We start from the raw sequence: 24366 nt of genomic DNA on the forward strand, positions 1-24366 counted from the left end.
CGTTGACTTTTGGCACGCTGTTGAGTTCTCAAGGAACGGACGCTTCCTTCGAAACCATTTCACCGGTTTCTCCGGGCGCTTCCCTTCGGTGTTTCACACGCTATCAGACCATTTCCGTGTCTCGAACCGGGGCCTTTCGCATGGCATGCAAAAGCGGATCCGAGAATTGGATCTAGTAACTGAAGGTACTGCCCTCGACCTGGACGTGTCCGCAGCTGACTGCGATGCTTCATCCGGTGGGCAGGCATACGACAGTACAGGCCCCACAGAGCCGTGGCAAATCGATTCGACGGCCCCGGACCCTCTCCGGTCTGCCGCCGCGCGTGCGGAATCCAAAGTTCCTATGACTTACGCTTCTGGGCAGTGCGCTGTCCGGGACAGGTGGTGACGGCGCGTGATCATTCTTCACCCCTGGGAGGCTTCCCATGACCACCGTGACGTCCCCGCTCGCCGGGCGGGCGATCGGTCTCGCCGCGGTCCCCGACCCGGTGTTCTCCGGCGCCATGGTCGGTCCGGGCACAGCGATCGATCCGGTGCTGGAACCGTGTGTGGCCGTGGCTCCGGTCGACGGCATCGTCGTCTCCCTGCACCCGCACGCTTTTGTTGTCGTGGACGCCGATGGACACGGGGTGCTCACCCATCTGGGGATCGACACGGTGCAGCTGAGCGGCGCCGGCTTCGAGGTGCTCATCAGCAAGGGGGACACCGTCCGCCGCGGAGACGCGATCGTGCGCTGGGATCCGAACGTCGCCGTGGCCGCGGGGAAGTCGCCCATCTGCCCCGTCGTGGCACTCGAGGCCACCGCGGAGGCGCTGACCGACGTCAGCGACGGCGCCACCGAAGTGAAGACGGGCGACGCGCTCTTCGACTGGACCTGAGCCGGATGTGAGCCTGTACCGGCGGGGCCGGTCCGGGCGCGATCGCGGTGAGTACGACATCCACAAGGCGAGATCCGCCGTATCGACCGGGGACGGGTGACATGGAGACAACGCTGCGAGGCGTCGGTGTGAGCCACGGGGTGGCGATCGGCCAGGTGCGGCACATGGGTACGGCGGTGCTCGAGCCGCCGGCCAAGCAGATTCCGGCCGATGACGCGCCGCGTGAGCAGGGCCGTGCCCGGCAGGCGGTGGAGGCGGTGTCCGCGGATCTGATCGCGCGCGGGAATCTGGCGGGTGGTGAGGCGCAGGCCGTGCTCGAGGCGCAGGCCATGATGGCGCAGGACCCGGAGCTGATGGCCGATGTCGAGCGGCGGATCGCGGTGGGCAGTACGGCCGAGCGCGCGGTGTACGACGCGTTCGCCGCCTATCGGGCGTTGCTGGCCGGGGCGGGCGAGTATCTGGCCGGACGGGTGGCCGACCTGGACGATGTGCGCAACCGGATCGTGGCGCGGTTGCTCGGGGTGCCGATGCCCGGGGTGCCGGACAGTGATGAGCCGTATGTGCTGATCGCCCGTGATCTGGCGCCCGCGGACACCGCGTTGCTGGACCCGACGCTGGTGCTGGGTTTTGTCACCGAGGAGGGCGGGCCGACGAGCCACAGCGCGATCCTCGCCCGCGCCCTGGGCGTCCCGGCCGTGGTCGCACTGCCCGGGGCCGGGGAGCTGATCGAGGGCACCGTGATCGCCGTGGACGGCAGCACCGGTGAGATCTTCGTGGCCCCGAACGAGGAGAAGCGGGCCGAACTGACCCGGGCGGCGGAGGAGCGCAGGGCCGCGCTGGCCGCCTCCTCCGGTCCTGGTGCGACGTCGGATGGGCACAAGGTGCCGTTGCTGGCGAATGTGGGCGGTCCGGCGGATGTTCCGGCGGCGGTCGAGGCGGGTGCCGAGGGTGTGGGACTGTTCCGCACCGAGTTCCTCTTCCTCGACGACAGCACCACAGCACCCTCCCTCGAGAAGCAGACCGAGGTCTATCGGCAGGTCCTCGAGGCGTTCCCGGAGGGCCGGGTGGTGGTGCGGGTCCTGGACGCCGGAGCGGACAAGCCCCTGGACTTCCTCACCCCCGCCGATGAGCCCAACCCCGCGCTGGGCGTACGGGGCCTGCGGACCCTGCTGGACCACCCCGACGTACTGCGGACCCAGCTCACGGCCCTGGCCACCGCCGCCGAAGGGCTGCCGGTGTACCTCGAGGTGATGGCCCCGATGGTCGCCGACCGCACCGACGCCAGGGCGTTCGCCGACGCCTGCCGCGAGGCCGGGCTCCAGGCCAAGTTCGGCGCGATGGTGGAGATCCCCTCCGCCGCACTGCGCGCCCGCTCGATCCTCCAGGAAGTCGAGTTCCTCTCGCTGGGCACCAACGACCTCGCCCAGTACACCTTCGCCGCCGACCGCCAGGTCGGCGCCGTCTCCCGTCTCCAGGATCCCTGGCAGCCCGCGCTGCTGGACCTGGTCGCCGCATCCGCCGAAGCCGCACAGGCCGAGGGCAAGAGCTGTGGCGTATGCGGCGAAGCGGCCTCCGACCCGCTTCTCGCCTGCGTACTCACCGGCCTCGGCGTCACCAGCCTCTCCATGGGCGCCGCATCCATTCCGTATGTGCGGGCCACGCTGGCCAAGCACACGCTGGCGCAGTGCGAGCGGGCGGCCGCCGCGGCGCGTGCGGCGGACACCGCCGAGGACGCGCGCCGCGCGGCGCAGGCGGTGCTGTCCGGCGAGTGAGCCGTGAGGCTTCCGCTGCCCGCTGTCTCCAGGGGCCCGTTCCATCACGGCGATCGTGGTGGAACGGGCCCTCTGCTCATTCCCCGTCGGGACGGGTGTCCTCGGGGCGGGTTTCGTCGGGGTGGGTGTCGTCCGGGCGGGTCAGCGGGATACCCGCCCGGTATTCGACGCCGTGCTCCGGCGGGATCGGCTCGCCGGTCTCCGCGTCGGTGCAGTACGCGGTGAAGACCTCCGCCTCGCTCAAGGGCCGGAGCCAGCCGTCGTGCAGGGCCCAGCCGCGGACCCGGTCCCGCTCCCCGGGCAGTGAGGTGCGCAGCACGATGCCGCCCGGGCCGCGGCTGGCGATGCCGCAGGCCAGCACGGTGCGGAAGATGTGGGCGCCGGGCTCGGCGGCCCGCGCCGGACGCTCTCCCCGCGCCTCGGCGTGCACCACCGCGACCAGCGAGGTGCCGCCAGCCGGGACGCTGCACACCAGATGGTGGACACCGGGCCCGGCCGCTCCGAGCACCCCGCGCAGCGCGGCGGCGGCGCGCTCGGCCGCCGCGCGGGCGATGTCGTCACGGGCGCCCGTGCGGGAGAGCAGGGCCGTGGCGTACTCCAGGGTGGCCCGCTCCTCGGCCGCTCCGATCAGACGCGGCACCAGGCGGTCGATCGGCTGGCCGTCGTAGGTGACGGTGCCGCCCGCGGCCGCCGTCTCCGCCGTATAGCGGGTGCGGCTGGCGGGGGTGTCCGGGTCGAGCCGGGCGTCCGCGCAGAACTCCGCGTAACCGTCGGGGTCGAAGAGGGCGACCGCCGTGTGCACGCCGCGTGCGGCGAGTGCCCGCAGCAGCCCCTCCATCTGCCGCAGATAGTGGGCGTGGTCGTCGAAGGGGAACGACGCATAGCGCCGCATGGCCGTGAAGTCCCGCTCGTCGGCCAACAGGGCGACGGTGCTGGGCACTTCTCTGCGCAGGGCCCGCCGCGCGGTGAGCCGCGCGGGCCTCTCCCGGCCGCCGCCGGGCCCGGGCCGCCGCCTGCCCCCTGCGCTCCGCTTCCTGCCGCCGTGCCTGGTGTGCGCCATGACTCCCCCTCAGCGCCCGTTGGTCAATGCTCACTCACCGTAACCGGTGCCACTGACAACGCACCGTCGCCGCGGTCCCGGACCAGATGGCGCTGGGCACCGCACATCGCGGCCAGTCCGGCGCCGAAGCCGAGCCAGCCGAGGGGTCCGGCGGCGATCGCGGCGGTCACCGCGAGGGGTCCCACGCTGCGCTGTACGGCCTGGGCCAGTCCGTGCACTCCGAGGTAGGCGCCCTGCGCGCCGGCCGGGGCGAGGGCGACGGACAGTTCCCAGGAGATCGTGGCGTGCAGCATCTCCGCCACGGTGAAGGCGGTCGCTGCCAGCACCAGCGCGCCGACGGCGAGCCAGGTCGCGCCGGCGGTGGAGGCGGCCAGCGCGGTGCCGCCGAGGAGGAAGGCGCCCGCCAGCGGCCAGAGCGTGGCGCGTGCGGTGTGCGGGGTGGCGCCGAACCGTGCGAGGGGGACCTGGAAGACCACCACGAGCAGGTTGTTGAGGACGAGCAGCAGGGGCACCAGCTCATGCGGCGCGTGGGTGGCGGTCGCGGCCCACAGCGGCAGACCGATCTTGAAGACGGAGTCGTCGAGGAAGAGGACCGCCTCGGTGGCGGTGTAGGTGAGGTAGCCGCGGTCGCGCCAGGGGTTGGGGGGTGGGACGGCGGGTGCGCCCTTCCGCACCGCCTCGCCCCGCGCCGCCTCGTCCCGCGCCTCCACGTCCCAGCCCTGCTCGTCCCGGGGCTCCTCGGCCCCCTTCCCCCCGCCCCGCGGATGCGACGTCGCCACGACGCGGGTGGCCGAGGGCGGTTCGGCGCAGCCGAGGGTGATCAGGGCGGAGGCGAGGAAGGAGAGCGCGTCGCCGATGAGGAGCCAGCGGTAGACGGCGGTGGAGCCGCCGGTGAGCGCGACGGCCGCGATGAGCCCGCCGACGGCCCAGCCGCTGTTGGCGGCGGTGCGGGTGATGGCCTGGTAGCGGGCGCGGTCGGGGCCCGCGACACGGGTCGCGTAGAGCTTGGTGAGGACGGACGAGGCGCGGTCACCGACGCCGCCCAGGGAGGCGATGGCGAGCAGCAGGCGCAGATCGGTGGTGGTGAGCAGGGCCAGCGAGGCCACGGCACGCACCAGTTGGACGGTGATCAGGAGGGGGCGCAGCGGGACGCGGTCGGCGAGCGCGCCGCCGAGGGGCGGGCCCGCGATGCCGATGGCGCCGGAAACCCCCAGCAGCAGGCCGATTTCGGCGGTGGTGAGCCCGGCGGCGTAGGTGAAGTAGAGGGCGGCGGTGGCGCCCCACAGTCCCGAGCCGACCCGGTCGACGAAGCTGACGACCAGCATCCGGCGGCCGTTCCGGCCGCCGGGTATGCGCTCGCCGAGTGGAATGCGCTTGCCGAGCGGGATGCGCTCACCGGGCGCGGTGCGCCTCCATGGCCTGCTCACCTGGTTCCCCCTGAACACGAGTTGACGCGAGATTTTGTATTGGTACAGAATGAATTCTGTGGCGACACAATATGAGATCACTGGCACCACGGCCAAGGCAATTGGCTCATCGATCGAACAGGGGGTCGTGGACGGGAAGTTGGCTCCCGGTACCGCCCTGCCCCCGGTGCGGCGGCTGGCCGAACGGCTCGGCGTCAGCGCCGGAACGGTCGCGACGACCTACAAGGAGCTGCGCCGCCGCGGGATCGTGATGACCCACGGGCGGGCCGGCACGGTGATCGCCGAAGCCCCCGCGGTCGCCTCCCGCCGTCCGCCGCCGGTCCCCGACGGGGTGCCCGATCTGGCGGGCGGCCATCCCGACCCGGCCTTCCTGCCCGCCGCGCTGCCCACCGCCCGGCTCTCCCCCGGCGTCCGCTCGCACCGCGCTCGGCCGCGGCTGGCCGGTCTGGAGGAGCTCGCCCGTGCCTGGTACGAGCGCGACGGCGTGCCGAGCGCCCACCTCACCTTCGCCCAGGGCGCGCTGGACTCCATCGCCCGGCTGCTGTCGGTCGAGCTCAAGCCCGGTGACGCGGTGGCCATGGAGGATCCCGGCTACCACCATCTGCTCGACCTGGTCCCGGCGCTGGGGCTGCGCAGCGTGCCGGTCGCGGTGGACGACGAGGGGATCCGGCCCGACGCGCTCCGTGCGGCGCAGCGGGCGGGGGTGCGCGCCGTCGTGTACAGCCCGCGCGCGCAGAATCCGTACGGCGGCTGGTTCTCGGAGGAGCGGCGCGCGGCGCTGCTGGAGGTGCTGGACGGCGCGCCGGACGTCCTGGTCATCGAGGACGACCACGCCGCGGACATCGCCGGGGTGCCGCTGCACAGCCTGACCACCGGGGGGCTGGCGCGGTGGGCCCAGGTGCGTACGGTCTCCAAACACCTGGGCACGGACCTGCGGTGGGGCGCGCTCGCCTGCGACCGGACGACACTGGCACGCCACGACGGACGGCTGCTGCTGACGTCGGGCTGGGTCAGCCATGTCCTCCAGGAGACGGTGGCCCGGCTGATGACCGACCCGGCGACCCGGGCCCTGGTCGACCGGGCCGGCACCGCCTACGCCCGGCGGCGGGCGTCCCTGCTGGCCGAGTTGTCGGCCCGGGGGATCGCCGCGCACGGCGCGAGCGGGATGAATGTGTGGGTGCCGGTGCGGGACGAGGCGGCCGTGGTCAACGGGTTGCGGACGCGCGGCTGGTGGGTGGCGGCCGGAGCCCGGTTCCGGCTGACCTCCGCACCGGGCGTACGGATCACGACGGCGGGGCTCACTCCCGGCGACGCGGAGCGGCTGGCGGCGGATCTGGCGGCGGTGCGGGGCGAGTCGCAGGTGACGTACGGCGGTTAGACCCGCCGTACGTCACCCCCTCACGCCTCGCCGTACGCCACCCATGGGCCGGGGCAAGGGGGTGTGCGTCAGCGCGCGCCCCGGGGCGCGGGTTCAGCCGGTCCGCGGCTTGCGCTCCTGGGCCAGTCGCTCGTAGAAGTCCAGCAGTTCCACGTTGTCCACCGAGCCCGGGTTCACGGCCTTGTCCATCGAGGTGCCCTGGAGGAGGCGCTTGACCGGGACCTCGATGCGCTTGCCGGTGAGGGTGTGCGGCACCCCCGGCACCTCGATGATCTCGTCGGGGACATGGCGCGGGGAGAGGTTCTCGCGGATCGTCCGCTTGACGCGGTCCCGCAGCCCGTCGTCCAGGGTCGCGCCCGGCGCGAGGTGGACGAACAGCGGCATCCAGTAGCCGCCGTCGGGCTGTTCCACGCCGATCACCAGGGACTCGCGGATCTCGGGCAGCCGCTCGACCGCCTCGTAGATATCGGCCGAACCCATCCGTACGCCCTGCCGGTTGAGCGTGGAGTCCGAGCGGCCGTGGATGACGACCGTGCCACGGTCGGTGAGCGTGATCCAGTCGCCGTGGCGCCAGGCTCCGGGGAACATCTCGAAGTAGCTGTCGCGGTAGCGGCTGCCGTCGGGATCGTTCCAGAAGCGCACCGGCATGGAGGGCATGGGCTGGGTGACGATCAGCTCGCCGACCTCGTCGACCACCGGCTTGCCCTGCGGGTCCCACGCCTGGAGGTCGGTGCCCAGGCCCGGGGCCTGGAGTTCGCCGATGTACACCGGGAGGGTGGGCACGGCCCCGGCGAAGCAGCTGCACACATCGGTGCCACCGCTGACCGAGGCGATCCACATGTCCTCCGCCACCTCCTCGTGGATCCAGCGGAAGCCGTCGGGCGGCAACGGGGAACCGGTGGTGGCGACGCACTGCACCCGGGAGAGGTCGAAGTCGCGGCCGGGGCGGACTCCGGCCTTGCGGCAGGCCATCACATAGGCGGCGGAGGTGCCGTAGAGCGTGGTGCCGGTGCGCTCGGCCACCCGCCACTGGGCGGCGGTGTCCGGGTAGCCGGGGCTGCCGTCGTAGAGGACCACGGTGGCGCCCACCAGCAGACCGGACACCAGGAAGTTCCACATCATCCAGCCGGTGGAGGTGAACCAGAAGAAGCGGTCGGCGGGTCCGAGGTCGCAGTGGAGGCCGAGCTGCTTGAGGTGTTCCAGCAGGATGCCGCCCTGGGACTGCACGATGGCCTTGGGCAGTCCGGTGGTGCCGGAGGAGTAGAGCACCCACAGCGGATGGTCGAAGGGCAGCGGTGCGAAGACCGGCTCGGCGGGTTCGGCGACCACCGTGTCCCAGTCGAGCGCGCCCTCCGGGGCCGGGGTGCCCAGCAGCGGGATGTGCACGACGGCGCGCAGCGTGGGCAGCTCGCGGCGCAGCTCGGCGACGGTCTCGGCGCGGTCGTGTGTCTTGCCGCCGTAGCGGTAGCCGTCGACGGTGAACAGGACCACCGGCTCGACCTGCTGGAAGCGGTCCAGGACGCTGCGGGCGCCGAAGTCGGGCGCGCAGGAGGTCCACACGGCGCCGACCGCGGCGGCGGCGAGGAGGGCGATCGTGGCCTGCGGGATGTTGGGGACGTAGCCGCTGACCCGGTCACCCGGCCGGACGCCGAGGCGGCGCAGCTCGGCGGCGACCGCGCCGACCTGGCCGCGCAGCTCGGCCCAGGTCATGGGGGTGACCTCCTGCGTCTCGTCGACGTGGAGGAGGGCGGGGGCGTCGGCGCGGGCCGGGTCCTCCCCGGCGCGCAGCGCGTGCTCGGCGTAGTTGAGGGTGGCGCCGGGGAACCAGCGGGCGCCGGGCATGGCGGGGTCCGCGAGCACCGACTCGTACGGGGTACTGAAGCGCACCTCGAACCACTCGGCGACGGCCGCCCAGAAGGTTTCCAGCTCCGCCACCGACCAGCGGTGCAGCGCGGCATAGCCGGCGGCCGGATCGCCGGGGGTGGCCGCGGGCGCGCCGTGCCGCTCGGTGGCCCAGGTGTGGAAGCGGGTCAGCTGGGACCGGGCGATCCGGTCCGCTCCGGGCTGCCAGAGGGGCCGCGGCAGATGGTCGGAGTGTGCTGAGGTGTTCATATGTGTCGGCTCCCGGGCTGTCGGCATGGGCCACGCCGCCCATGTCGTCCACGTCAACTGCGTCGGCGTCGTCTCGTCTGATCTCCGTGCAGGACGATGCCATGTGATCGATCCCCGCACCAGGGGCGCCACTCCACATCCGGCGACGGGGGTATGTGGCCGGGCCACGGGTGAACGGCAGTTGAACTGTGGTGGCCACCGGCCCCGGCAATGGCAGGGTGAGCAGTATGGATGCGCGTGACGGGGTGCGGTCGGGGAAGCTGGTGCGGTCGGTGCGCACGATCGGTACGGCGCGGGGGCTGCGGTCGCTGCGGGCGGCGTGGCAACGGCGGCGTTCGGATGCGGTGGGGCTGCCGCGCCGGGGCCCGGAGCTGGCCCGGGTGCCGGGTGAGGTGAGCGGGGCGGATCCGCAGCCGGGCGGTGGGGTGGTGCGGTTCGCGCGGTCCTCCCTCCGGGTGCGGGTGACGCTGGGCGGCGCGGTGTTCTGCGGCTGGGACGGTGCGGAGCCGGAGCCGTCGTACTCGCTGGCCCGGGGCTGCCCGGAGGCGGACGACCGGGCGGTGCTGGAGCCGGACACGCTCGGCGGCTGGCGGGTGGTGTCCGAGCGGGTCACCGTGGTGGTCTCGCGGATGGGCGCCGTGGAGGTGCGCACACCGGGCGGGGTGCTGCTCCGCCGCGATCTGCCGCCGCGCTGGTGGGAACCGGCCGCCTCGGTGGCCGGATCGAAGGCGGACGGGCCGGGGCCGGCGGGCGAGGGGGCACGCTGGCAGCAGCGGTCCGAGGTGGCGGCGGACGCGCGGTTCTTCGGGCTCGGCGGGCGGTCGTCGGGGCCACGGCTGCGGGACGGCCGGTACCGGCTGTGGAACACCGATCCGGGGGGCTCCTTCCGGCCGGGTGACGATCCGCTCTCGCTCACCGCCCCGACGCAGCTGGTGGTGGCGGACGCGGGCACCCATCTGGTGTTCCACGACAACTCGTGGGACGGCTCGGTCACCCTGCGGGAGGGCGCGGAGGGCGAGGGTTCCGGCCATGATCGCCCCGGCGGCTGCTGGACGCGGATGGAGGGCGGTCCGCTGCGCTACTGGGTGATCGTGGGCGCCCCGGCGCGGGTGATGCACGGCTGGGCGGCGCTCACCGGCGCCCCGGCGGTCCCGCCCGCGTGGGCGCTCGGCCATCATCACGCGCGCTGGGGATTCGGTGACGCGGAGGAGGTGCGCCGGGTGGTGGCGGGCTACCGGGAGCGCGGGCTGCCGCTGTCCGCACTGCACCTGGACATCGACCACTTCGCCGGGCACCGGGTGTTCACGGTGGACACCGAGCGCTTCCCCGATCTGCCCGGTCTCGCCGCCGAGCTGCGCACGGAGGGCGTCCGGCTGGTGTCGATCGTCGATCCGGCGGTGAAGGCGGAGCCGGGCGACACGGTGTACGACAGCGGCGCGGCGGCCGATGTGTTCGTACGTGACGCCCTGGGCCTGGAGGTGCGCGGCGAGGTGTGGCCGGGCGAGTCGGTGTTCCCGGACTTCACCGATCCGCGGGTGCGCAAGTGGTGGGGCGCGCTGTACGCGGAGCGTCTGGCGCAGGGGTTCTCGGGGATGTGGCACGACATGAACGAGCCGGCCGCGTTCGGCGCCTTCGGCGGGACGACACTGCCGCGCTCGGCCCGGCACGCGCTGGAGGGCCGCGGTGGCGACCACCGGGAGGCACACAACGTCTATGGGCTGACGATGGCGCGCGCCGGTTACGAGGGGCTGCGCGAACTGCGGCCGGAGGAGCGGCCGTTCCTCTTCTCCCGTTCCGGCTGGGCGGGGTTGCAGCGCTACGGCGGCAGCTGGTCCGGGGATGTGGCCACCGGCTGGCCGGGGCTGCGCGCCTCGCTGGCACTGGTGCTGGGGCTCGGTCTCTCGGGTGTGCCGTACTCGGGGCCGGACATCGGCGGGTTCACCGGCACCCCGTCGCCCGAGCTGTATCTGCGCTGGTTCCAGCTGGGCGCGTATCTGCCGTTGTTCCGTACCCATTCGGCCCTTTCGGCGGGGCGGCGGGAGCCGTGGGAGTTCGGGCCGCGGGTGTTGGAGTTCGCGGCGGCGGCGCTGCGCGAACGGCAGCGGCTGCACCCGTACTTCGTGACCCTCGCCCAGCTGGCGGGGCGTACCGGCGCGCCCTATGTGCGGCCGGTGTGGTGGCGGACGCCCAAGGACCGGGCGCTGCGCGACTGCGACGACGCCTTTCTGCTGGGGGACGCGCTGCTGGTGGCGCCGGTGCTGGAGGAGGGGGCCGAGCAGCGGACGGTGCGGCTGCCGCGCGGCCGCTGGTACGACACGGTGACCGGGGTGCCGTACGAGGGGCCGGGCACGGCGGTGCTGGACGCTCCGCTGTCACGGATCCCGGTGCTGGCGCGGGCGGGGTCGGTGGTGCCGGTGGTGGGCGACGGCGGCGCGGTGGAGCTGGAGGTGTGGGCCCCGAGTCCGGGGCGCACGGGCGGTGGCGGGGTGCTGGTCGGGGACCGGGGCGACGGCTGGGAGAAGACCGAGGTGGTGCGGTTCTCCACCCGGCTGCGGGAGGGTGAGGTACGGGTGGAACGGGAGGACGGGGCCGAGGCGGGCTACCCGGTGCGGGTCCGCGGCCGCCGCTGAGCGCTCCGGGGGACGTGCCGCGAGGTGCCGGCATTCGGCTGCGGCCGCGCCGTGGCTGGTCGCGCGGTTTCCCCGTGCCCCATCGGGGGCGCACCCGAGCCGCGCCGGACGTCGGCGAGGCCGCTCGACCGGGGCCGGGGTTGTCGGGGGGCGTGGGCGGCTGGTAGAGGATGGCCATGCTGAAATGTGCTGCCGCGCTCCGCGCCCTCGCCCTGCCCCTCGCCGCCCTGATGGCCGTGGCCTCCTCCGGTCCGGCGCAGGCGAAGCCCGATCCCCAAGCCCCCCGGGAGTTCGTGGCGTTGAGCGAGGTGGACCCGACCATCCTCCAGGAGATCCGGTACATCACCCCGCACAACTTCACCGGTGATCCGGTCGACGGCTACCGCCGCGCGATGTGCATCCTGACCCGTCCGGCGGCCAAGGCGCTCCACCAGGCGCAGACGCGGCTGCTGAAGCGCGGCTACACACTGAAGGTGTACGACTGTTACCGCCCGCAGCGGGCGGTCGACCAGTTCGTGACGTGGGCGAAGGACCTCGACGACCAGCGGATGAAGGGCGAGTTCTATCCGCATGTCGACAAGACCCGGCTGTTCGAGGACGGTTATATCGCCGAGAAGTCCGGACACAGCCGGGGCAGCACGATGGATCTGACGATCGTGAAGCTGCCCGCGAAGCCCACCCGGCCGTATGAGCCCGGTGAGGAGCTGACGCCCTGCTACGCGCCGCGACAGGAGCGTTTTCCGGACAACTCCGTGGACATGGGCACCGGGTACGACTGCTTCGACACCCTCGCGCACACCATGGACCCGCGGATCACCGGGGTACGGAGGGCGAACCGGATGCTGCTGAAGAACACCATGGAGAAGCTGGGCTTCGTCAATCTGGCCGAGGAGTGGTGGCACTACACCTACCAGCCGGAGCCGTTCCCCGACACCTACTTCGACTTCCCGGTGGCACGGCGGTCGCTGACGGGCCACTGAGCCCGGCCAGGTGACGTGTCCGCGGTACCGTGGCAGACTTCTGACGTACCGTCAGGTTCATAACGTCTGCCGGGAGGGGCCGTGTCCCAAACCCGAACACCGGTGGTCCCGGGGTGGTTCACCCCGGATGACACCACCGCATTCCGGCTGCTGGGCACCTGCTGCCGCCGGTGCCGCACCGTGTACTTCCCGCGCGAGGACGCCGCGTGCCGCGCCCCCGGTTGCTCGGGCACCGAACTGGAGGAGGTGCCGCTCTCCGCGCGGGGCCGGATCTGGTCGTACACCGACGGGCGCTACCGCCCGCCCGCCCCGTACCCCTCGGACCCCGACCGCGCCTGGCAGCCGTACACCCTGATCGCCGTGGAGCTCGCGGCCGAGGGGATGGTGGTGCTGGGACAGGGCGCGCCCGGGGTGACCGTGGCCGATCTGGCCGTGGGCATGGAGGTCGAGGTGGTGCCCGGGGTGCTGGCCGAGGAGGACGGGCGGACCCTGACCACCTGGCACTGGCGGCCCCTCGCCGAGGAGCCGTCATGACCGGCGACGTGGCGGTGCTGGGCGCCGGAATGCACCCATGGGGCAAATGGGGCCGGGACTTCACCGAGTACGGGACGGCGGCCGCCCGTGCCGCACTCGCGGACGCCGGTCTCGAATGGTCCGCGATCGAGTCCGTGGTCGGGGCGAACACCGTGCGCTGCGGCTACCCCGGGCAGGTGGCGGGCGCCACCTTCGCCCGGGCGCTGGGCTGGCAGGGGGCCAAGGTCACCAGTGTGTACGCGGCCTGCGCCACCGGTGCGCGGGCCATCGACACCGCCCGGGCCCAGATCCTGTCCGGGATGGCGGACACCGTACTGGTGGTGGGCGCGGACGCGGCGCCCAAGGGCTTCTTCGCGCCCGCGGGCGGTGAGCGCCCCGAGGACCCGGACTGGCTGCGCTTCCGGGTGCTGGGCGCCACCAACCCCGCCTACTTCGCGCTGTGGGCGCGCCGCCGGATGGCCGTCCACGGCGATACCCCCGAGGACTTCGCACGGGTCAAGGTGAAGAACGCCGCCGCCGGTGCCCTCAACCGCCATGCCCGCTACCGCTCCCGCGTGACCGCCGAGGAGGTGGCCGCGTCCGCCGTGGTCGCCGATCCGCTGCGGCTGCTGGACATCTGCGCCACCTCCGACGGGGCGGCGGCGCTGGTGCTCTGCGGTATGGACGTGGCGCGGCGGCGGGGGGTGCGGCGGCCGGTGCGGATCCGCGCGGTGTCCTCGGTCTCGCCGCGCCATCCACGGACCGTGCTCGATCTGCCGGACATCGCCACCGACGCGGCCCCGACGGCCGGTCCGGGCCCCGACCCGTTCCGGCCGTCGATCGCGCGGGCGGCCTACGAGGAGGCCGGGCTCGGCCCGGAGGACCTGTCACTGGCCGAGGTCTACGACCTGTCCACGGCCCTGGAGCTGGAGTGGTACGAGGACTTGGGGCTGTGCGGCCCCGGGGAGGGCGCGAAGCTGCTGCGCGAGGGGGCCACGGCGCTGGGCGGGCGGATCCCGGTCAATCCCAGCGGCGGTCTGGCGTCCTTCGGGGAGGCGGTCCCGGCCCAGGCCATCGCCCAGGTGTGTGAGCTGACCTGGCAGTTGCGCGGTATGGCGGGAGACCGGCAGGTGGCGGGGGCACACACCGGAATCACCGCGAACCAGGGGCTGTTCGGGCACGGTTCATCGGTGATCGCGGTGCGCTGACGGAGCGTGTGACGCGGCGGCCCGGCGTTCGGCCGTGACGGACACCGTTGCCGTTCATCACCTTGACGCCACCTGACCGCGGGATCACACTTCTGCGGTGTCAGTCGGCGTCGCCGCGCGCAGGCTCCACCCCGCACACCCCCCATGGGCGATTCCGATGCATCCGCACGCTCGAAACGACCCAGCACGGAGGACCGGGGCACCGCGTCCCGGGCGAGGTCCAAGGAGCCGCCATGAGCAATGGGGACATCTTCACCGGTGAGGTCATCGGCACCGCGATACTGATCCTGTTCGGAGCGGGCGTCTGTGCCGCCGTCACCCTCAACCACTCCAAGGCCAAGGCCTCCGGGTGGATCGTCATCGCCTTCGGCTGGGGCTTCGGTGTCCTGGCCGGGGCCTACACCGCGGCGCCGCTCTCCGGCGCCCATCTCAACCCGGCCGTGACCGTGGGCGTCGCCGTCGACACCGGCGACTGGGACAAGGTGCCGCTCTACATCCTCGGCCAGCTGGTCGGCGCCGTGATCGGCGCGGTGCTCGCCTGGCTGCTGTACTACGCGCAGTTCGCCGCCAACGCGGAGGAGAAGAACGCCCAGCCCACACTGGGGGTCTTCTCGACCATCCCGGAGCTCCGCAATCCGGTGGCCAACCTGGTCACCGAGGTCATCGCCACCGCCGCCCTGGTACTGCCGCTGCTGGCGTTCGGCAAGGTCGACGGGATCGGCATCGGACCGGTGGCCGACCACGGCGGCGACGGCACCGTGATCTACGGCTCCGGCATCTCCATCCTGCTCGTCTCCTTCCTGGTGGTCGGGATCGGACTGTCGCTGGGCGGGCCGACCGGCTATGCCATCAACCCGGCGCGCGATCTCGGCCCGCGCCTGGCCCACGCGCTGCTGCCCATCCCCAACAAGGGGACCTCGGACTGGAGTTACGCCTGGATCCCGGTGGTGGGTCCGCTGATCGGGGCCGTGCTCGCGGGCCTCGTCTTCAACGCAGCCTTCTGACCGGAGGAGACGCCATGCCGAACCACTCGGACACCTACGTCGCCGCGATCGACCAGGGCACCACCTCCAGCCGCTGCATCATCTTCGACCACGGCGGCCGGATCGTCGCCGTCGACCAGCGCGAACACCGCCAGATCTTCCCCAAGCCGGGCTGGGTGGAGCATGACGCCACCGAGATCTGGGCCAAGGTGCAGGCCGTGGTGGCGGGTGCGCTCGCCAAGGCCGGACTGCGCGCGGACCAGCTGACCGCGCTGGGCATCACCAACCAGCGTGAGACGACCGTGCTGTGGGACCGCGCCACCGGCAAACCGGTGCACAACGCGATCGTCTGGCAGGACACCCGTACCTCCGCGCTCTGCGCCGAACTCGGTGGCGAACACGGGCAGGACCGCTTCCGGGACACCACCGGGCTGCCGCTGGCCAGCTATTTCTCCGGGCCGAAGGCCGCCTGGCTGCTGGAGAACGTACCCGGGCTGCGCCACCGCGCCGAGCTCGGCGAGATCGCCTTCGGCACCATCGACTCCTGGCTGATCTGGAACCTCACCGGCGGCACCGACGGCGGGGTGCATGTCACCGATGTCACCAACGCCGGGCGCACCCTGCTGATGGACCTGGAAACCCTCCAGTGGGACGGCTCGATCCTGTCCGCGATGAACATCCCCGAGGCGATGCTCCCGGAGATCAGGTCCTCGGCCGAGGTGTACGGCACGGCGGTGGGCCAGCTCGCCGGGGTGCCGGTGGCCTCGGCACTCGGTGACCAGCAGGCCGCGGTGTTCGGCCAGACCTGCTACGGCGTGGGCGAGGCCAAGAACACCTACGGCACCGGGAGTTTCCTGCTGCTGAACACCGGTGACCGCCCGGTGCCCTCCAAGAGCGGACTGCTGACCACGATGGGCTACCGGCTCGGCGGTGAGCGGCCCGTCTACTGCCTGGAGGGCTCGATCGCCATCACCGGGGCCCTGGTGCAGTGGTTCCGCGACCAGTTGGGCATCATCCGCTCCGCAGACGAGATCGAACCGCTGGCCGCGAGCGTGTCCGACAACGGCGGCGCGTATATCGTCCCGGCGTTCTCCGGGCTGTTCGCCCCGTACTGGCGCTCCGACGCGCGGGGCGTGGTCACCGGTCTCACCCGGTACGTCACCAAGGCCCATCTGGCCCGGGCGGTGCTGGAGGCCACCAGCTGGCAGACGCGTGAGGTGGTCGACGCGATGTACCAGGACTCCGGGGTGCGGATCACCACGCTCAAAGTCGACGGCGGGATGACCGCCAACGGGCTGCTGATGCAGCACCAGGCCGATGTGCTCGGCGTCCCGGTGATCCGCCCGGTGGTCTCCGAGACCACCTGTCTGGGCGCCGCCTACGCGGCCGGGCTGGCCACCGGGGTCTGGCAGGACCTCGATGAGCTGCGGTCCCACTGGCAGCGCGACACCGAATGGACCCCGCGGATGGAGGCGGCGGAGCGGGAGCGCGAGTACGGCAACTGGCGCATGGCGGTGGAGCGCAGCTTCGGCTGGCACAAGGAGGAGCGGGCGGACGCCGAGGGATAGCCGGGCACCTCACGAGACGACGGCCCGTACCCCGGACGGCGGGGTACGGGCCGTATCCGCGCTCGGCTCGCGGAAGGTATCGCTAGCGCCGGGTGGCCGAAGCCAGCATCGCGTGCTCGACCACCGAGATGAGGACGTCCTTGGCGGATTCCCGCTCACGGGCGTCGCACAGGATGACCGGGGTGCCGGGATCGAGATCGAGCGCGTCGCGCACCGACTCCTCGGGGTAGCGGTCGGCGCCCTCGAAGCAGTTGACGGCCACCGTGAAGGCGATGCCCCGCCGCTCGAAGTAGTCGACGGCGGCGAAGCAGTCCTCCAGCCGCCGGGTGTCGGCCAGCACCACCGCGCCCAGCGCACCGGTGGCCAGCTCGTCCCACAGGAACCAGAAGCGGTCCTGTCCGGGGGTGCCGAAGAGATAGAGGACAAGATCCTCGCGGAGCGTGATGCGCCCGAAGTCCATGGCGACGGTGGTGGTCTTCTTGCCCTCCACCCCCGCGATGTCGTCGACCGGTCGGCCCGCCTCGGTGAGGAGCTCCTCGGTACGCAGCGGTTTGATCTCGCTGACCGCGCCCACCAGGGTCGTCTTGCCCGCACCGAACCCGCCCGCCACAAGTATCTTGAGCGTGACCGGTTCGACGATGGGAGAGCGGCCTAGGTCAGAGTGCCCGTAGACCATTGATCACCTCGCGCAGAATCCTCTCGTCCGGCAGTTCCGCCGGAGGTACTGGCCGGGACACTCGGACGAGTGCCGCGTGGAGCAGGTCACCGATGAGTACGCGGACCACCCCGACCGGCAGGTCGAGTTCGGCCGCCAGCTCGGCGACGGACTGGGGGGTGTCGCGGCTCATCTCGACGATGTCGATGTGCTCCGGGGACAACGTCTGGTCAGCGACGGTCCGGTGGCTCATGGCATCGGCGACAACAACCGCGATCAGATCGAGTTTTCCCTCCGCGGCGCTGCGGGTGCGCCCCCGTGTCATCGCGTAGGGCCGGACCACCGGCCCCGCCGCGTCGTCGAACCAGCGGCCCATCTGTTCCCCGCCTCGGGTCATCTCCCCCGGCCTCCGTTACCCGCCGGCGCGCGGAGCGGAGCCCAGATGGGCGCCCACCCGCTTGACCAGCAGCGTCATCTCGTAGGCCACCTGCCCGACATCGGAGTCGGCGTCGGCGAGCACCGCCAGACAGCTGCCGTCGCCCGCGGCCGTGACGAACAGGAAGGCGTCGTCGAGCTCGATGATGGTCTGCCGCACCCGCCCGACGTCGAAGTGGCGGCCGACGCCCTTGGCGAGGCTGTGGAATCCGGAGGCCACGGCGGCCAGGTGCTCACCGTCCTCCCGGGACAGATCGCGGGAGCCGCCGGTGGGCAGACCGTCCCCGGACAGCACCAGCGCCTTGCGGATGCTTCCCACCCGTCCGACCAGTTCGTCAAGCAGCCAGTTGAGTTCGCCCGACGTCCGTGCCGAGGCGTTCCGTGCTGCGGCGTTCGATGCGGTCATCGACCGTCCCCCTCATATGTCGTTCCAGGTGCTGTGTCCGGCGCTCCGGCACCGTTGCCCGTCTGCCGCCGACCGCGCTGCCAACCCCGCTGGAGGGATGCCATGGTGGCCCTGGCCTGTTCGGCGTCCCGTTCGGGATCGGTGTCCGCAGGGTACCTTTCCGCCTCGTTGCCCTGCGGGGGGTCGTTCCTCAGCTGCGGAGCCAGGTTGGCCTGCCGTACCCGCTTGGGCAGTCCGGATGCCGAACGCGGCGGTGGCACCGGGCGTTCGGGCGTCCGCTCCCCCGCCCAGGACGGGCCGTGGTCGCGACCCGGTCCCGGAGTGTGGCCCGATCCGTACCCCGGCCCCTGGCCGTGTACCGACGGGGCCGGTCCCCTGCCCGGACCCGGGCGGTCGGCCTGGGAGGGCTGGTCGATGCTGTACGGACGGGCGTGGCGGCCACCGCTCCCTGCGTTGCCCTCGACCGGACGGCCGTGGTCGGAGACCAGCACCGGTGGGACACGACGGGGCAGCGGGGCGGGGCCGACGCCGTGGCCCGGCTGCGGATCCGGTGCCGGCTGATGCCGCTCGGCGTCGGGGGCCGGGCGCTGGCCGGGCAGCCCGCGGGCGCGGAAGATCCCGCCCAGTTCCTCGTCCTCGACGATCTCCTCGGCCGCCAGCGGTGAGACCGGTGGCTCGAGTTCGACGGGTCCGTTGATCGGCGGCGCGGTCCGGACCGCGGTGTGCGGCAGGGCCCCGGAGGGGTCCTCGAACGGGGCGGTGCGCTCCTGCACCGCCTGGAGCCTGCTCTGCGGGCCGAGCCGGTCGTAACTCTGGCCGCGGGCGCGGTCGTCGGCGTCGTCGATGACGTCCTCGTCGTTGAGGAGCGTGCCCGGGATGAGGACGACGGCCGTGGTGCCGCCGTACGGCGAGGGCTGGAGCGAGACGCGGACGCCCTGGCGCTGGGCGAGCCGGCTGACCACGAACAGACCGAGCCGGTCGGTGTCGGACAGTTCGAAGTCGGGGGTCTCGGCGAGCCGGAGGTTGGCCTCCATCAGCGCGTCGGAGGTCATCCCGAGGCCGCGGTCGTGGATCTCCAGGGTGAAGCCCTTGGCGACCCGCTCGCCGTGCACCTGGACGGCGGTGTGCGGTGGGGAGAACACGGTGGCGTTCTCCAGCAGTTCGGCGATGAGGTGGGTGAGGTCACCGACGGCCGGGCCGTTGACCGCGAGCCGCGGCATCCTGCGGACCTCGACCCGCTCATAGTCCTCGACCTCGGCGACGGCGGCGCGCACCACGTCCATCAGCGGGATCGGCTTGCGCCACTGCCGGGAGGGCGCGGCGCCGGAGAGGATGACCAGGCCCTCGGCGTGCCGCCGCATACGGGTGGTCATATGGTCCAGGCGGAACAGGTCGGCGAGTTCGTCGGTGTCCTCGGTGCGCCGTTCCATGGTGTCGAGCAGGGTGAGCTGACGGTGCAGCAGCACCTGGCTTCGGCGGGCGAGGTTGACGAAGACGTCGGAGACGCCCTGGCGGAGCTCGGCCTGTTTGACGGCGGCCTCGACCGCGGCCCGCTGGAGGGTGTTGACGGCCTGGCCGACCTGGCCCATCTCATCGGGGCCGTAGTCGAGCCGGGGCGCCTCGGTCTCGATGTCGATCGTCTCCCCCGCACCGAGGCGGCGCATCACGCTGGGCAGCCGGACGCTGGCGACCTCCTGGGCGTCCTTGCGGAGCCCGGACAGGTCGCGGACCAGCGCGCGGCCGATCCGGAACGAGACGAAGACCGAGATGACCAGGGCCAGCAGACCGAGGATGCCGGCCGCGCCCGCCTTGAGCAGCACGCTGTTGGCGACCGGGTCGATACGGTCCTGGAGCCGTTCGGTGGCCTCGTCGCCGAGCCGGTCGTAGTCGTTGAGCACCGGCCCCGCGGCGGCCTCCCAGTGCTCCTGGTCCAATGCCTTGATGGCCGCCTTGGGATCCATCGAGGAGAGGATCTTGCCCTCGGCGATCCGCAGCGCGGCGGGGGCGGAGTTGGTGCGCCGGTAGTCGGCGAAGATCTTCTGCTCCGAGGCGGGCAGGATCGGCAGGTTGGTCTCGTAGAGCAGGGTGCGCTCGGCGATGAGGTCGGACATGGCCTGGAGTTCGGCCAGGGTCATCTTGCGCGCCGTGAGGCCCGAGACGTACAGGGCGTCCTCGCGGGAGAGGGCCTCCCGGGCGCGGATCATCGCGACCAGTGCCCGCCCCTGCTTGTCCAGGTCGGTATCGGGCACGGCATGCAGCGAACTGCGGAAGGTGTAGCAGAGGTCGACGAGTTTGTTGTAGTACTCATATGCTGCGATCCGGGTGATGCCGTTGTCCTCGACCTTCCGGCGCAGACTGTCGAGGCCGTCGGCCGCCTTGAGGATCGCGCCGAGCTGGTCCCGGGAGTCGTCGTTCATCAGGTCGCGCACATCGCCGTCCGCGGCGGCGTCCCGCAGGCTGCCGATGACCTCGTCGGTTTTGCGCTGCTGGGTGTGGAGCACCGGGAGCGCGTCCGACTGGCGGGGATCCGCGAGCAGGACGAGCGTCTGCCGCCGTTCCTTCTGGACGGCGTGCACCGCGTCCTCCGCGGGCTGGCCGGCCTTGTCGATGATGTCCGAGGCGTCCAGCAGCTGCATGGCCTCACGACCGGTGATCACTGTAGCGAAGGCCCAGATTGCCGTCAGTGAGACAAGCGGCACCAGCAACAGCGCCACGATCTTCCGGCGGATGGACTTCCCGCGAAAGCGCATGGCCTCCCCAACGTCAACCCCCGTGCCCGGGGGCGGTGTTCGATGTTCCGACAACGAGCGGGCGCGAGCCTACTACTGCCGGTTGGCCATCTCGAAGGGGTGTCCGGTTGATGCAGTGATCAACCCACCCTTCATGATCGGGAGTTGTCGGGCGATTGTCCGACTTACCCCCCGGTACTTGGCACTGACCTGCCGATCCTCCGGGGCCGCGGCCGAAAGGGCTTGGCCGGATTTCCCCTCCCCGTGTTCCGCGGAGGGGAACTTCCGGTGTCCACCGTTCGTGACGTTATGCGGGACATCAGGGGGGCATACGTCCCAAGTACCGCTTAGTGGACGGGCGGGCCGGGGCGGCCGCGGAAAGGGGTGGGAGCGTCATGGATGCCGTACAGGACGCGATGGACAAGGATCGCGACATCCCGGCGCGGGCGATCCGGCCGCTGTGGACCGAGGAGCCGGCCCGTCGCAGACGGCTGCCCGACCCGGTCCGCACGGCGGCGGTGCGGGCGGTGATCATCGTGGCGGTGGCGCTGGTGCAGGCGATGGTGGCGGTGCTGTGCACCTTCGCCGGGTCGTGGTTCGCCTTCCCCGCCGTGCTCGCCACGGTGGCGAGCACGGTGGTGGCCACCTGGGGTGTGCTGGATGTGTGGGTGACCCGCCAGGTCTGGAACCAGCGCTACGGGGTGGTGTCCCGGCCCAGCAGCACGGCGCGGGAGCTGCGCCGTCAGCGCCGGGAGGCGCGCAGGGCGGAGCGGGTCACCTCGCGGCCGGCTGCGGAGCGCGGGCGAGCTCGCGGCGCAGCCGCATGAAGGGCCGGGGTCGGCTGACGCCGAGCACGGCGGTGGGGACGCCCTCCCGTTCGTAGACGGCCAGCAGTCCGGCTCCGGGGTCGGCGGGGTCGCCCTCGTCGATACGGACGGTGTCGCCGGGGTGGCGCCGCCCGGCGTACTGGATACGGGCGCCGTACTGGTCGGACCAGAAGTAGGGCAGCGCGGTGAACGGCTCGACGGTGGATCCGGCGAGCAGATTGCGGGCGGCCACCCCGCCCTGTTCCATACCGCTGGTCCAGTGCTCGGCGCGGACGGTGGCTCCGGTGCCGGGCCGGGCGAGCCGGGCCACGTCCCCGACGGCCACCACATTGGGCAGTGCGGTGACACAGCCCTCGTCGCACAGCACCCCGTCGTCGAGCCGCAGACCGGAGCCCTCCAGCCAGCCGGTGACCGGGCGCACCCCGATGCCGACGACCACCACATCGGCCGGGAGCACCCGGCCGTCGGCGAGCTCCACACCGGTGACCCGGTCGGTGCCGCGCAGGGTGGCCACCTGGGTGCCGCACAGCAGGGTCACCCCGCCGGCGCGGTGCAGTTCGGCGCAGACCTCGGCCAGTTCCGTACCGAGCTGGGGCACCAGCGGCAGCGGGGCGGCCTCGACCACGGTGACATCGAGTCCGAGCGCGGCACAGGAAGAGGCGACCTCGGCGCCGATGAACCCGGCGCCGATCACCACCGCGCGAGCGGCGCCCGCGCGCAGCTCGGCGCGGAGCCGGGCGGCGTCGTCGAGGGTGCGCAGGGTGTGCACCCCGGGGAGGGCCGTGGCGCGCAGGGTGCGGGGCGCGGCCCCGGTGGCGATGACCACCCCGTCGGTGCGGAGGGTGCGGCCGTCGGCGAGGCGGATCTCGCCCGCGGCCGGGTCCAGCGCCTCGGCCCGGACGCCGAGCAGCCACTCGGCGGCCAGCTCGGCCTCGTCCTCGGGGTCGGTCAGGGCGAGCGGTCCCGGGTCGCCGCCCGGGTCGCCGGGGCGGGTGAGGAATTCCTTGGACAGGGGCGGGCGGTCGTAGGGCCGGTGGCGCTCCTCACCGACGATGACCAGCCGCCCGTCGAAGCCGTGGGAGCGCAGGCCCCGCGCCGCGTGCAGTCCGGCGAGCGAGGCACCGACGACGGTGACCGTCCTCATGCGACGGCTTCTTCCTGGACCGCGTGCACGGGCTCGGCGGGAACGGTGTGCACCGCGGGGTGGACATACAGCATTCCGTCGACGACGGTGACTGCGTGGGTCCGTACGGGCTTGCGGGCGGGCAGGCAGGTGGGCATCCCGGAGCGCAGGTCGAACAGGGCGGCGTGCAGCGGGCATTCGACGTAGCAGCCCTCCAGCCAGCCTTCCGAGAGGGAGGCGTCCTGGTGGCTGCATGTGTCGTCGATGGCGTAGAACGCGCCCTCGGAGTGGAACACGGCGATCGGCCCACCGGCGTCGCCGGCCTCGACACGCACCGACTCACCCTCCGGCAGGTCCTCGATACGGCAGACGGGAATCATTGGCCCCCCTCACGTTGATCGGTATCATGCGTTCTGAATGGCGCATCGCAAAGCGCGATGCGCAACAGAATCCAGATCGGGAAGGCAGCCGTCAAGAGTTCCTTGCCGAGGGACCCCACGCGAAGCCGCCGGATGGTGAGATCAGACCCATGACGAACACGACCGAGGACCGGGCCGAGGAGAAGCGGGGGGCCGCCGGGGCAGTGCAATCGGTGGACAGGGCGGTGAGCGTCCTGGAGATCCTCGCCAAACTGGGCGAAGCCGGAGTGACCGAGATCGCCGACGAGCTGGGGGTGCACAAGTCGACCGCCTTCCGGCTGCTCGGCGTGCTGGAGAACCGCGGCCTGGTCGCCCAGGAGCGCGAACGCGGGAAGTACTACCTGGGCGCGGGGGTGCTCAGACTCGCGGGCGCCGCCGCCATCCGGCTGGACATCTCGCAGGAGGGCGCCCCGGTGTGCCGGGAGCTGGCCGACGAGACCGGCGAGACGGCCAATATCGCCGTGCTGGACGGGGACGCCGCGGTCAACATCATGCAGGCGCGCGGCGCCGCGGCGGTCACCGCCTTCAACTGGCTCGGCCGCCGGACCGCGCTGCACGCGACCGCGAGCGGCAAGGTGCTGCTCGCCCATCTGACCGGCGAGCGGCGGGAGCGGCTGGTGACCCGGAAGCTGCCGCGGTTCACCGAGCACACCATCACCATCGCCGCCGAGCTGCGGCAGCAGCTGGAGACGGCCGCCGAGCGCGGCTTCGCCTACTCCTGCGAGGAGCTGGAGATCGGGCTGAACGCGGTGGCGGCGCCGGTGCGCGGCCACGACGGTGTGGTCATCGGGGCGATCGGCGTCTCGGGCCCGGCCTACCGGATGGCCCAGAGCCGACTGCCCGACCTGGCGGAGTACGCCGTGAAGACGGCCGAGGAGCTGTCCCGGCGGATGGGCTTCCCCGGCTGACCGCCGCATCGACACCACCACCCGCACCACCAGGGGGCCGGATCCGTCCGGCCCCCTCGTCATGTCCGCGTGTCCGCGAAAAGGCCCGCCGGTCCCCGCCGGATCGTCCTCCGGATCCCGCGCCGACAGGCGCGTGAGCGGCCGTGAAACCTCGCGGCAACGCACCTTTGCAGGCGGTTTACGCGCACCTCTTGACGCACGGGGGAGCGACTTTCAGGATGTCTCCCATCGCGCAACACGCCGCGCTATACGCAACTCGAGGGTAACCAAAGACCGTTGAACCGGTCGGATTCCCCGCATCTCGAGTCCGCCATGCCAGCTCCCCACGCACCGGTCCCTGCGAGCGCAGGAGAAC

The 24366-nt window shown here is 72.3% G+C and carries 20 protein-coding genes; 11 read left to right on the forward strand and 9 right to left on the reverse strand.

Going from position 1 to position 24366, the window contains the following annotated elements; all coding sequences use genetic code 11:
* Window positions 1-425: 425 nt before the first annotated feature.
* Together AB0C66_RS32720 and ptsP are read left to right on the forward strand one after the other, a co-directional pair.
* Window positions 426-878 carry a PTS glucose transporter subunit IIA gene (locus tag AB0C66_RS32720; RefSeq protein WP_362446999.1) on the forward strand — a complete coding sequence of 151 codons (453 nt, stop codon included), beginning with the start codon at window positions 426-428 and terminating at the stop codon, window positions 876-878.
* A gap of 101 nt (window positions 879-979) precedes the next feature.
* Window positions 980-2650 carry a phosphoenolpyruvate--protein phosphotransferase gene (ptsP, locus tag AB0C66_RS32725; protein WP_362447002.1) on the forward strand — a complete coding sequence of 557 codons (1671 nt, stop codon included), beginning with the start codon at window positions 980-982 and terminating at the stop codon, window positions 2648-2650.
* A 76-nt stretch (window positions 2651-2726) separates the two neighbouring features.
* Here ptsP and AB0C66_RS32730 read toward each other — a convergent pair whose 3' ends face one another.
* Both AB0C66_RS32730 and AB0C66_RS32735 read right to left on the reverse strand, forming a co-directional pair.
* Window positions 2727-3710, reverse strand: coding sequence for a hypothetical protein (locus tag AB0C66_RS32730; protein WP_362447005.1), 984 nt, complete (start codon window positions 3708-3710; stop codon window positions 2727-2729).
* 23 nt (window positions 3711-3733) lie between these two features.
* Window positions 3734-5137 carry an MFS transporter gene (locus AB0C66_RS32735; RefSeq protein WP_362447008.1) on the reverse strand — a complete coding sequence of 468 codons (1404 nt, stop codon included), beginning with the start codon at window positions 5135-5137 and terminating at the stop codon, window positions 3734-3736.
* A 58-nt stretch (window positions 5138-5195) separates the two neighbouring features.
* Here AB0C66_RS32735 and AB0C66_RS32740 point away from each other — a divergent pair, with 58 nt between their 5' ends.
* Window positions 5196-6515, forward strand: coding sequence for an aminotransferase class I/II-fold pyridoxal phosphate-dependent enzyme (locus AB0C66_RS32740; RefSeq protein WP_362447011.1), 1320 nt, complete (start codon window positions 5196-5198; stop codon window positions 6513-6515).
* Between the two features lie 93 nt (window positions 6516-6608).
* Here AB0C66_RS32740 and AB0C66_RS32745 read toward each other — a convergent pair whose 3' ends face one another.
* Window positions 6609-8627 (reverse strand): acetoacetate--CoA ligase, encoded by a 2019-nt coding sequence (locus AB0C66_RS32745; protein ID WP_362447014.1) that lies wholly within the window; start codon window positions 8625-8627, stop codon window positions 6609-6611.
* A 227-nt stretch (window positions 8628-8854) separates the two neighbouring features.
* Here AB0C66_RS32745 and AB0C66_RS32750 point away from each other — a divergent pair, with 227 nt between their 5' ends.
* From AB0C66_RS32750 to glpK, 6 genes are all read left to right on the forward strand, one after another.
* A complete protein-coding gene (locus tag AB0C66_RS32750; protein WP_362447017.1) occupies window positions 8855-11257 on the forward strand; it encodes a glycoside hydrolase family 31 protein in 2403 nt (800 codons plus the stop codon).
* Between the two features lie 176 nt (window positions 11258-11433).
* The gene (locus AB0C66_RS32755; RefSeq protein ID WP_362447020.1) at window positions 11434-12237 is read left to right on the forward strand and encodes a M15 family metallopeptidase; all 804 of its coding nucleotides are present in this window, start codon (window positions 11434-11436) and stop codon (window positions 12235-12237) included.
* 81 nt (window positions 12238-12318) lie between these two features.
* Window positions 12319-12771: an OB-fold domain-containing protein gene (locus tag AB0C66_RS32760; protein WP_362447023.1), complete on the forward strand. Its 453-nt coding sequence runs from the start codon at window positions 12319-12321 to the stop codon at window positions 12769-12771.
* Window positions 12768-13958, forward strand: coding sequence for a lipid-transfer protein (locus AB0C66_RS32765; protein WP_362447026.1), 1191 nt, complete (start codon window positions 12768-12770; stop codon window positions 13956-13958). Before AB0C66_RS32760 ends, AB0C66_RS32765 begins: the two co-directional genes overlap by 4 nt.
* 233 nt (window positions 13959-14191) lie before the next feature.
* Complete coding sequence (locus tag AB0C66_RS32770; protein ID WP_362447029.1) at window positions 14192-14962, forward strand: MIP/aquaporin family protein; 771 nt, start codon at window positions 14192-14194, stop codon at window positions 14960-14962.
* A gap of 14 nt (window positions 14963-14976) precedes the next feature.
* Window positions 14977-16509, forward strand: coding sequence for a glycerol kinase GlpK (gene glpK, locus AB0C66_RS32775; RefSeq protein ID WP_362447032.1), 1533 nt, complete (start codon window positions 14977-14979; stop codon window positions 16507-16509).
* An 82-nt stretch (window positions 16510-16591) separates the two neighbouring features.
* On the opposite strand, the gene AB0C66_RS32780 is transcribed toward glpK, so the two are convergent.
* Genes AB0C66_RS32780 through AB0C66_RS32795 form a run of 4 tightly spaced genes read right to left on the reverse strand, consistent with a single transcriptional unit; the run spans window position 16592 to window position 20755 of the window.
* Window positions 16592-17185: an ATP/GTP-binding protein gene (locus tag AB0C66_RS32780; protein WP_362447035.1), complete on the reverse strand. Its 594-nt coding sequence runs from the start codon at window positions 17183-17185 to the stop codon at window positions 16592-16594.
* A complete protein-coding gene (locus AB0C66_RS32785) occupies window positions 17166-17561 on the reverse strand; it encodes a DUF742 domain-containing protein (RefSeq protein WP_362447038.1) in 396 nt (131 codons plus the stop codon). Before AB0C66_RS32785 ends, AB0C66_RS32780 begins: the two co-directional genes overlap by 20 nt.
* A 15-nt stretch (window positions 17562-17576) precedes the next feature.
* Window positions 17577-18005, reverse strand: a complete 429-nt coding sequence (locus AB0C66_RS32790; RefSeq protein ID WP_254747528.1) for a roadblock/LC7 domain-containing protein — start codon at window positions 18003-18005, stop codon at window positions 17577-17579.
* Window positions 18002-20755: a nitrate- and nitrite sensing domain-containing protein gene (locus AB0C66_RS32795; RefSeq protein WP_362447042.1), complete on the reverse strand. Its 2754-nt coding sequence runs from the start codon at window positions 20753-20755 to the stop codon at window positions 18002-18004. Before AB0C66_RS32795 ends, AB0C66_RS32790 begins: the two co-directional genes overlap by 4 nt.
* 374 nt (window positions 20756-21129) lie before the next feature.
* Here AB0C66_RS32795 and AB0C66_RS32800 point away from each other — a divergent pair, with 374 nt between their 5' ends.
* Window positions 21130-21561 (forward strand): hypothetical protein, encoded by a 432-nt coding sequence (locus AB0C66_RS32800; protein WP_362447045.1) that lies wholly within the window; start codon window positions 21130-21132, stop codon window positions 21559-21561.
* Here the strand turns inward: AB0C66_RS32800 and AB0C66_RS32805 are convergent.
* Together AB0C66_RS32805 and AB0C66_RS32810 are read right to left on the reverse strand one after the other, a co-directional pair.
* Window positions 21509-22705, reverse strand: a complete 1197-nt coding sequence (locus AB0C66_RS32805) for an FAD-dependent oxidoreductase (protein WP_362447048.1) — start codon at window positions 22703-22705, stop codon at window positions 21509-21511. The genes AB0C66_RS32800 and AB0C66_RS32805 overlap by 53 nt on opposite strands.
* On the reverse strand, window positions 22702-23064 hold the full coding sequence (locus tag AB0C66_RS32810; RefSeq protein ID WP_362447051.1) for a bifunctional 3-phenylpropionate/cinnamic acid dioxygenase ferredoxin subunit: 363 nt from the start codon (window positions 23062-23064) through the stop codon (window positions 22702-22704). Before AB0C66_RS32810 ends, AB0C66_RS32805 begins: the two co-directional genes overlap by 4 nt.
* 149 nt (window positions 23065-23213) lie before the next feature.
* Here AB0C66_RS32810 and AB0C66_RS32815 point away from each other — a divergent pair, with 149 nt between their 5' ends.
* Window positions 23214-24011, forward strand: coding sequence for an IclR family transcriptional regulator (locus AB0C66_RS32815; protein WP_362447054.1), 798 nt, complete (start codon window positions 23214-23216; stop codon window positions 24009-24011).
* Window positions 24012-24366 lie beyond the last annotated feature (355 nt).

Origin of the sequence: Streptomyces sp. NPDC048636 (assembly GCF_040650655.1) — a bacterium.
GTDB lineage: Bacteria > Actinomycetota > Actinomycetes > Streptomycetales > Streptomycetaceae > Streptomyces.